This window comes from Streptococcus sp. GMD5S (assembly GCF_000298715.2).
Taxonomy (GTDB): Bacteria; Bacillota; Bacilli; order Lactobacillales; family Streptococcaceae; genus Streptococcus.
In genome coordinates, this window is sequence record NZ_AJRG02000029.1 from 1 (window position 1) to 8,417 (window position 8,417).

The following is an 8,417-nucleotide window of genomic DNA, read 5'->3' on the forward strand; positions in this document are numbered from 1 at the left end:
CTTTGATTGTCGCATCTGTTGAAGCGGCTTTATAAGTGTTAGTGAAGACACGTTCTGCATTCGCATTTTCTACAGTCGCAACCAATTGACCTTGACCGTTATCTACTACATTCACTTTAACTGTGTAAGATTCAGTTGAGTAAGTCACACCTGACTCTGTTCCTGCTTTTTCAGTGATAGTGTAAGTGTGCTCGCCCGCTTCTGTGTAGTTGACGTTGAAGACAACTTCGCCTGAAGCAGCGTTCTTAGCAGTAGCTATAACTTTATCTGTATCTTTTTCTTTCAATTCGAAAGTATAAGCATCAGCTACAAGCTCTTTATTACCTGCAATCTTCTTAGTTGCTTTGATTGTCGCATTTGTTGGAGCTGCTTTATAAGTGTTAGTGAAAGTAAGGTTTTCAGCACCTGTTGGAGTTGCAACAAGTTGACCTTGGCCGTTATCTTTAACGACTACTGTTACTTCATAAGCATTTGGATCGTATTCAACTCCGGCTACATCACCTGCTTTTTCAGAGATAGTGTATGTATAAGTTTTTTCTTCTGTGAGCGTAAGTTTTGGGAATTGAATCTTACCGTTTGCATCGTTTTTAGCTGTCGCAACGACCTTGTCACTTTCTTTTTCTTTCAACTCAAATTCAAATTGGTCAGCCTCAATAGCTTTACCCTTCAACACTTTCTTAGCTTCAAGTTGAAGTTTTGCTTCTTTAGCCGCGTATGAGTTTGTAAATTCTTTCTTAGAATCTTCAAATTTGACGCTCGCTAATTTTTCACCCAAAACATCTTCTACTGTTACAGTCGCTTTAAGGACATTCGCATCATAAGTGTATCCAGGTTTGTTATCATTAACTTCTTTAATGGTATAGTTAAAAGTTCCTGCTTCTTTGTATTTGATTGCCTCGAACTTCACTTTACCATTCTCATCATTTTTGACAGTTTGTAAAACACTACCTTTGTCATCTAGAAGTTGGAAACTAAATGCATCTTTTTCAAGAGTTTTACCTTCAAGTTTCTTAGTTACTTCTAAAGCTACCTCATCCGATTTGGCGCCTCCACCAATACCATCTGTTGTGGTAATTGGTGCAAAACCTTCAAAATCAATCGGTTGAGCTTCCTCGTTTGTAGTTACCGACACGTTATTTAGTACACGTTTAGTAACTTGGTCAACTGGTTTAGTCAAACGAGTACGGTATAGGATGAACAAACCTTTATGATCAAGAGTTCCATCACCGTTAGGTGTAATTGAGAAATGGTTCTTATCTGTTACTTGGACATGAGCACTATCCAATTTTGTTCTTCCGTAACCATTTTCCCAGTCTGGGAAGTAGTAACCAGTGATTTCACTTGCAAGAACTTGCCCATCTGGAATAGTATCTTGGATATTAACACCAGTGTAAGATTTTGCATAGCGGTTAACACGGATACGCCAGTTTACATAGTTAGGATCGTCTGAGTCTTGAACTCCCCATTTAGTAAATCCAGTTGGGTCAACGTCTGGAACGATACGAGTCAAATGGTAAACTCCTGCACCAGGAATGTTGATTTCATATTCCTTGTTCTTTTCAACATGGTCTGCCCATACCACAGTAAATGATGCAACAATTTGTTTGTTCTCATTAAACTTCTTAAAGTACTCTTCGTTTGTTACTGTAATCTTAGCAGTATTCGTTGCCTTCTCTGTTGTCAGTTTTGCAATCGTTTCACCGTTCGGAGCTTTCAAATCTGTACTAGAATCTACTTCGATTTTGAACTCATTTGGAACGTGATAAACCATGAAATCACCGTTATTCAGAGTTACATTGTCTGGGAATGCGTAAGTTGTTTTAAGATAGAACTTACCTTCTCCATATTTGGCATGATCGACTAATCGGTTCGTATTAATCGTCGGCTCTGTAGTCAAAGTGTACTCTGATTCAGTTTTTTCGGCAGCACTAACTACTCCATTAAGTCTTAGTGCAGGCAAAAAGACCGACACAACCAGTAGCAAGGCCATCAAGCAACGAAAGAGTTTACTAGTTCTCTTTTTCACCACATTATCCTCCTTATTGTCTATAATGGTTCAATTATATTATACAGGTCTATAACAGTATGTCAACTATAATGTGCTAATTTTTATATTAACTTATCAGATAGATGGATAAGTCAGCCAATCCCACGTCCGCATAAGCTTTGAAACAATTAAATCCAAGCAGGGTTCTTGCTTGGACTTAATATATAATATTGTTCTAAGAATCTAAGTATTTAATCCCAATTCCGCTAAGATTTGACGTTTATAGGCAATTTTTTGGACTTCCTTGTCTTCGCTCTGGAACCAATCTAGTTTGACTTCAGAAACAATCTGTCCCGGCCGATTTTTTAGAATGTAGATACGGTCGCTGAGATTGAGGGCCTCTTCAATACTATGCGTGATGATGAGGGTCGTCAGCTGCAACTGCTTATGAATCTCCAGATACCAAGCGTGGAGTTCCATCTTGGTCATCTCGTCCAAGGCGCTAAAAGCCTCATCTAAAAGAAAGAGCTTGTGTCCAAAAAGATAGGTCCGAAGCAAGGCTACACGCTGGCGCATCCCTCCGCTGAGTTCGTGAGGATACTTATCCCGTACGTTTGTCAGCTGGAAGGTCGCAAGGATGTCATCCGCTCGGGCAATGGCTTCCGTCTTATCAACCTTTTGAATCAAGAGGGGCAGGATGATATTGCCAAGCACCGTTTTGTGCTCCAAGAGGAGATCCTTTTGCAACATATAACTCACGCGCCCCTTGGGATTCTCCTCCCCATCAAGGACAATTCTACCTGACTGGACTTCTAAAATTCCTGCAATCAGGTTAAAGAGGGTAGTCTTGCCTACACCACTGGGACCTAGGATAGAGACTACTTCACCCGAAGTCACCTGCAGGTTGATATCCTCTAAAATCTTCTCCTCGCCATAGGCATAGCTTACGTGTTCTAGTCTAATTTCTGTCATTATTTTACAAATTCGTTGGTGAAGCCTTTGTCTGTCAAGTCTTCTTTTAGGATACCATTTTCTTTATCCCATTTGTAGAAGGCATTCCAGCGTTCTGCGTCAAATTGTCCCCATTTTCCCTTTTCGCTTGCGTATTCTTTTGACAAGTATTTTTGAGATTCGATGACAAAGTCACGTTTTTCTTTGAGTTCAGGTGCATTCTTGATGAGGATATCTGCAGCTTCTTCTGGGTGTTCCATAGCGTATTGGTAGCCTTTTTTGATAGCTTGGATAACTTTACGAGCTTCTTCTTTATTGTCTTTGAGATAGTCGTTGTTTGCGATGATAACTGGTGAGTAGTAGTCAAACTCTTTCACATAGTCTTTCAAGTACATGAAGTTGGCGTCTACACCTTGAGATTTGGCAAGGATACCGTCCCAACCGTAGTAGATCCAAGCAGTATCAAAGACACCATTGGCAATTGGTGTAATCGAGTTTGAGTCGTTGTTTGGTACTTTTTCGACCTTCTCAAAGTCTCCACCTTGAGATTCTACCAAGGTTTTCAACATAGCTAGTTCCGTTGGGTCATTCCAAGTTCCGTATTTCTTACCAACCAAGTCCTTTGGACTGCTGACATTGTCCGATTTACGTGAGATGATTCCTGATGTATTGTGTTCTACGATAGCGGCAACGGCAGTAATCCCTGCTCCTTTTTCTAATTTCTTAGCCATGTAGTCTTGGAAATAGATAGCAAATGGTGCCTTGCCATTGATCACCAAGTCAGATGAGCTTTCTTCTGGCGGCAATTTCAAGTCAACATCTACTCCAGCTTCTTCGAAATAGCCTTTCTCCTTGGCTACATAAAGTCCAGTGTGGTTAGTGTTTGGTGTCCAGTCTAGGATAAAGTCAATCTTCTTGACTTCTGCTTCTTTGTTGTCCTTAGAAGCAGTTCCTTGGCCACAAGCCACAAGCACGACAGCTACAAGAGCTGTTACAATCGTTAAAAACACTTTCCATGTCTTTTTCATGTTATTTCCTCTTTTCTTTTTCAAAAACGCTCTATTTTAAGGACGTTTCCATTTAATCACATATTTTTCACTGATATCGACCAGCTTCATACCTAGAAGACTGATAATCGACACCAAAATAATAATCGCAAACATGGTATCATACTGAAACAGTTTCTTGGACTGAATCATATAAACACCAAGTCCTTCAAAGCCTCCCAACCACTCAGATACCACTGTCGTGATAAAGGCGTAGGAGACACTGACCCTCAAGCCTGCATAAAAGTAAGGCAGACTAACCGGGATTTTAAAATGCCACAGGATTTGCCAAGGATTTGCTCGCATCAGACTAAACAAGGTCAGCATATCCTTGTCACAGTGCCTAAATCCATCCAAAATACTGACGATGATAGGGAAGGTTGTCGTCAGGATTATCAAGACAATCTTAGGCAAAATTCCATAGCCTAGCCACAAGACCAGGATAGGAGCTATAGCAATGGTCGGAATGGTCTGGACAACCACCATCATAGGGTAGATAAGATCATTGAGCCAAGTCAGACTGTCCATAAGCACCGCCATGATACAGGCAATCAAGACTCCCAAGACTAGACCTAGCAAAGCCACTCTCAAAGTCGCCCAACTATGGTGCCAGAGAAATTCTCTGTCACGAACAAAGGACTGGAGAATTTCAAGAGGAGTTGGCAGGATAAACTTGGGTAAAAGTTTGAATATTCCCGCTAACTGCCAGATTGACAAGACTCCTAGAAAACCAAATAGACTAATGTGACGTCTCAGTATACTTTTCAAGTTTCTCATCAATACTTAAAATCTCTCCTACATTTATTTTGACATTGGCAAAGACATTATCTGCCTCTTGCCCAGCCACTTCAAGCGCTTCTTTGAGAATACGCATGAGCTCATCAAACTCTCCTTCCAAAACCGTTTCAAAGGGTGTCACCACCATGGTCACGGACTGAGCTTGCAGATAAGCAATAACCTGATCGATAATAGCAATTCGATCAATCCCCTGTGATAGGGGAAAGACTTGCAAGGCAATGCTTGCTTTCATAAAATCCTCCTCTTCTCGGCTTTCCTTTTGAACAAAAAGAAAAACCTTTGCCATATATGGAAAAGGTGCAGAATTCGGCTAAGTATCGTTCCCTACGCTGGCATTACCCAGATCAGGTGCGGTCGAAGTTTAACACTTCCTCTCAGACTGTACACAGACTCCCATATCTTATATGGAAATATAGTAACGCAAATACAAGGAAAAGTCAAGGAAACTGCTTACAGAAAACTATGAAAAAGAGTTTGAAGACAAATGCTTCAAACTCTTTCATAACTTTCTTATTTAGCTTCGTACCAAGTTGCTCCTTCATTCTCATCAGCAATGAGTGGGACACTAAGCTGGATGGCTTCTTCCATGGTTTGTTTCACTAGAGTTTTAACGGCTGCTAGTTCTGATTTTGGAACCTCAAGGACGATTTCATCATGCACTTGCAAGAGCATCTTGGTCTGATAACCACCCTCAACTAGAGCTTTGTCTAGCTGAATCATAGCAATCTTGAGAATATCCGCCGCCGAACCCTGGATAGGAGAGTTAATAGCAGTTCGCTCTGCAAAACCACGAATGTTAAAGTTGCGCGAATTGATATCTGGTAACTCACGACGACGCTTGAAGAGGGTCTCTACATAGCCCTTATCACGCGCTTCACGTACCACTTCTTCCATATAGTTTTTGATTCCAGGAAAACGTTCAAAGTAAGTGTCAATGTAGGCTTTGGCCTTCTTACGACTAATACCAAGATTGTTTGCCAAACCAAAATCTGAAATCCCGTAAACCACTCCAAAGTTTACCGCCTTGGCATTACGACGGTCGTTTGGAGTCACATCTTCAGGACGTTCAATGCCAAAGACCCGCATGGCCGTTGAAGTATGGATGTCAGCTCCTTCTTGGAAAGCCTTAATTAAGTGCTCATCTTTAGAAATATGAGCCAAAACGCGCAATTCAATCTGTGAATAGTCCGAGCTGAGCAACACACTATCCTCCCACTCAGGGACAAAAGCTTTACGAATGAGACGGCCTTGTTCCAAACGCACAGGAATATTTTGCAAGTTTGGATCCACACTAGACAGACGCCCAGTCTGAGTCAAATCCTGCACATAGCGCGTGTGGATCTTGCCATCATCCAAAATCCAGTCTTGCAAACCAATCACATAAGTGGATTGAATCTTAGCAATCTGACGGTAGTCGAGGATTTTTTTAACAATCGGAGCAATAGGAGCTAGACGCTCTAGCACATCCACGGCCGTCGAGTAACCTGTCTTGGTTTTCTTAGTGTACTCTAGAGGAAGACCGAGTTTTTCAAAGAGAAGCACACCCAACTGCTTAGGAGAATTGATATTAAACTCTTCACCAGCTAGCTCATAAATCTCTTGGGTAAGTTGCTCAATGACGACCTCATTTTCAGCCTGCATCTCAAGTAGGGTTTCTTTTTTGACCTTGATACCAGCAATTTCCATCTTAGCAAGGACAAAAGCCAGAGGTTGCTCCATATCATAGAGGAGATCTAACTGTCCATGTTCACTGAGTTTTTCGAGTAAAACCGGCTCTGTTTCAACCAATACTGCAACCTTGCGAGCCAAATGCTCCAAGAATTTCTCTCTCTCAGGGATAGCTTTCTTGACACCCTTACCGTAGAAAGTCTCATCATCGACCAAGTATGTTTGACCGTAGAGATTCGCAATGGTTGAAATTTCATTATTCTCGACAGTAGAGAGAAGGTATTTGGCCAAGCGACTGTCAAAAGCAGGGGCCTGCAAGTTCAAGCCCAAGCGATTTAAAAGAACCTTCGCTTTCTTAAAGTCATACACTTTCAGAGGTGTTTTTTCTAGAAAATTCTTGAGAATAGGCTCCTGTAAAAGCTCAAGTTTATCTGTAGCGTAAAGTTTATCCCCACAAGACCAAGCAAAACCAACCAAGTCATCTGTATGGTAGTTCTCACCAAAGAGTTCAAAGTGGAAGATAGAGTCTGCGCTCAGCATGTCTTGACTGACTTGGTCAACGATGGCGAAATCCAAGCTTTCAGGCGCATCCGTTGATGACACATTTAGAGCTTGTTTGAGCTGTTTGAAACCCATCTCATCGTAGAATTTCCCGAGATTTTCCACATCTGGGCCATTATAGACCAAATCATCTAGTCCAATCTCAATTGGTGCCTGAGTTTCAATGGTCGCTAGTGTTTTAGATAAAAAGGCTTGTTCCTTATCATTGATGAGATTTTCCTTCATCTTAGAAGCCTTCATCCCATCGATATGTTCATAAATACCCTCTAGCGATCCGTGTTCTAGCAAGAGCTTGATGCCCGTCTTTTCACCAATCTTAGTAACACCAGGGATATTATCAGACTTATCCCCCATCAGGGCCTTGAGGTCTATAAACTGAGCTGGTGTGAGGCCCATTTTTTCCATAAGATAGCCTGGCGTAAAGGCCTCAAACTCAGCCACACCTTTCTTAGAAATCTCGACTACCGTATGCTCATCCGTCAACTGGATCAAATCCTTATCTCCGCTAACGATAGTCACATCGAAGGAATCCTTCTCAGCCAAACGGCCCAGAGTCCCGATGATATCATCCGCTTCATACTGGGCCAACTCATAATGGCGAATCCCAAGATGGTCTAACAACTCACGAATGAAGGGAAATTGCTCACGAAACTCATCTGGAGTTTTAGCACGGCCACCCTTGTAGTCTGCATACATCTCTGTTCGGAAAGTCGTCTTACCTGCATCAAAGGCTACCAAAACATGACTGGGCTCAACCCGCTCTAAGACATGATTCAACATGAGTTGAAAGCCATAGATTGCATTGGTATGAAGGCCATTAGCATTTTTAAACCGATCCAACTGCTGATAAAGCGCAAAAAAAGCTCGAAAAGCAACTGAAGATCCATCAATTAATAATAATTTTTTCTTGTCCATACACCCATTATAAAGGAAAGCAAGGAAAAATACCATCGGAAAGAGCTGAAAAACTTGGACTTATCCCTATTTCACCATAAAAAAGAAAAGGACTATTCAAATCCTTTTCTTTTATTGATTTCATGCGATTTATTTATTAAATTTTCTCTTTGCAAATGGTAGCAAACCAAGAAGGAGACCAATAAATCCTAGCGATGGGACTGCTGAGGTGTCTTGGCTTCCTGTATTTGGAAGGAGTTGCTCATCTGTTGCTGCAGGCGCTTTGTAGGTACGATCTTGTTCTGTTCCAAGAGTAGGGTTTGTAGCCAAAGGATCTACACTACCAGTGTATTCTGGAACTTCATTTACTGCAGGTTCAATCTTTTCAGCATAGGCTGGAATAGTAGCCACTGCCGGAGCACCACTTTCTCCATAAACTGGGACATTCGCTACTGCCGGAGCACCGCTTTCTGCATAGGCTGGAACACTCGCTACTGCCGGAGCACCGCTTT

General features: G+C 41.7%; 7 protein-coding genes. All 7 read right to left on the reverse strand.

Going from position 1 to position 8,417, the window contains the following annotated elements:
- Positions 1 to 2,026, reverse strand: a 2,026-nt coding sequence (locus tag GMD5S_RS0209365; protein ID WP_025172629.1) for a Spy0128 family protein, incomplete at its 3' end; no start/stop codon positions are given.
- Between the two features lie 204 nt (positions 2,027 to 2,230).
- A complete protein-coding gene (locus GMD5S_RS0209370) occupies positions 2,231 to 2,959 on the reverse strand; it encodes an ABC transporter ATP-binding protein (protein WP_000136211.1) in 729 nt (242 codons plus the stop codon).
- Positions 2,959 to 3,966 carry an ABC transporter substrate-binding protein gene (locus GMD5S_RS0209375; protein ID WP_000754530.1) on the reverse strand — a complete coding sequence of 336 codons (1,008 nt, stop codon included), beginning with the start codon at positions 3,964 to 3,966 and terminating at the stop codon, positions 2,959 to 2,961. The genes GMD5S_RS0209370 and GMD5S_RS0209375 overlap by 1 nt, the downstream gene beginning before the upstream one ends.
- A 36-nt stretch (positions 3,967 to 4,002) precedes the next feature.
- Positions 4,003 to 4,761 (reverse strand): ABC transporter permease, encoded by a 759-nt coding sequence (locus GMD5S_RS0209380; protein ID WP_001245122.1) that lies wholly within the window; start codon positions 4,759 to 4,761, stop codon positions 4,003 to 4,005.
- On the reverse strand, positions 4,724 to 5,014 hold the full coding sequence (locus GMD5S_RS0209385) for a thiamine-binding protein (protein ID WP_000647656.1): 291 nt from the start codon (positions 5,012 to 5,014) through the stop codon (positions 4,724 to 4,726). Before GMD5S_RS0209385 ends, GMD5S_RS0209380 begins: the two co-directional genes overlap by 38 nt.
- A 278-nt stretch (positions 5,015 to 5,292) precedes the next feature.
- Positions 5,293 to 7,926 carry a DNA polymerase I gene (polA, locus tag GMD5S_RS0209390; RefSeq protein WP_000358445.1) on the reverse strand — a complete coding sequence of 878 codons (2,634 nt, stop codon included), beginning with the start codon at positions 7,924 to 7,926 and terminating at the stop codon, positions 5,293 to 5,295.
- Positions 7,927 to 8,055: 129 nt separating this feature from the next.
- On the reverse strand, positions 8,056 to 8,417 hold a 362-nt coding region (locus tag GMD5S_RS0209395), incomplete at its 5' end, for an LPXTG cell wall anchor domain-containing protein (protein WP_025172630.1).

What these genes read in the sequence shown, in the direction of transcription:
- GMD5S_RS0209370 (WP_000136211.1), bottom strand. Translation starts at nt 2,959, where the DNA reads ATGACAGAAATTAGACTAGAACACGTAAGCTATGCCTATGGCGAGGAG.
- GMD5S_RS0209375 (WP_000754530.1), bottom strand. Translation starts at nt 3,966, where the DNA reads ATGAAAAAGACATGGAAAGTGTTTTTAACGATTGTAACAGCTCTTGTA.
- GMD5S_RS0209380 (WP_001245122.1), bottom strand. Translation starts at nt 4,761, where the DNA reads ATGAGAAACTTGAAAAGTATACTGAGACGTCACATTAGTCTATTTGGT.
- GMD5S_RS0209385 (WP_000647656.1), bottom strand. Translation starts at nt 5,014, where the DNA reads ATGAAAGCAAGCATTGCCTTGCAAGTCTTTCCCCTATCACAGGGGATT.
- polA (WP_000358445.1), bottom strand. Translation starts at nt 7,926, where the DNA reads ATGGACAAGAAAAAATTATTATTAATTGATGGATCTTCAGTTGCTTTT.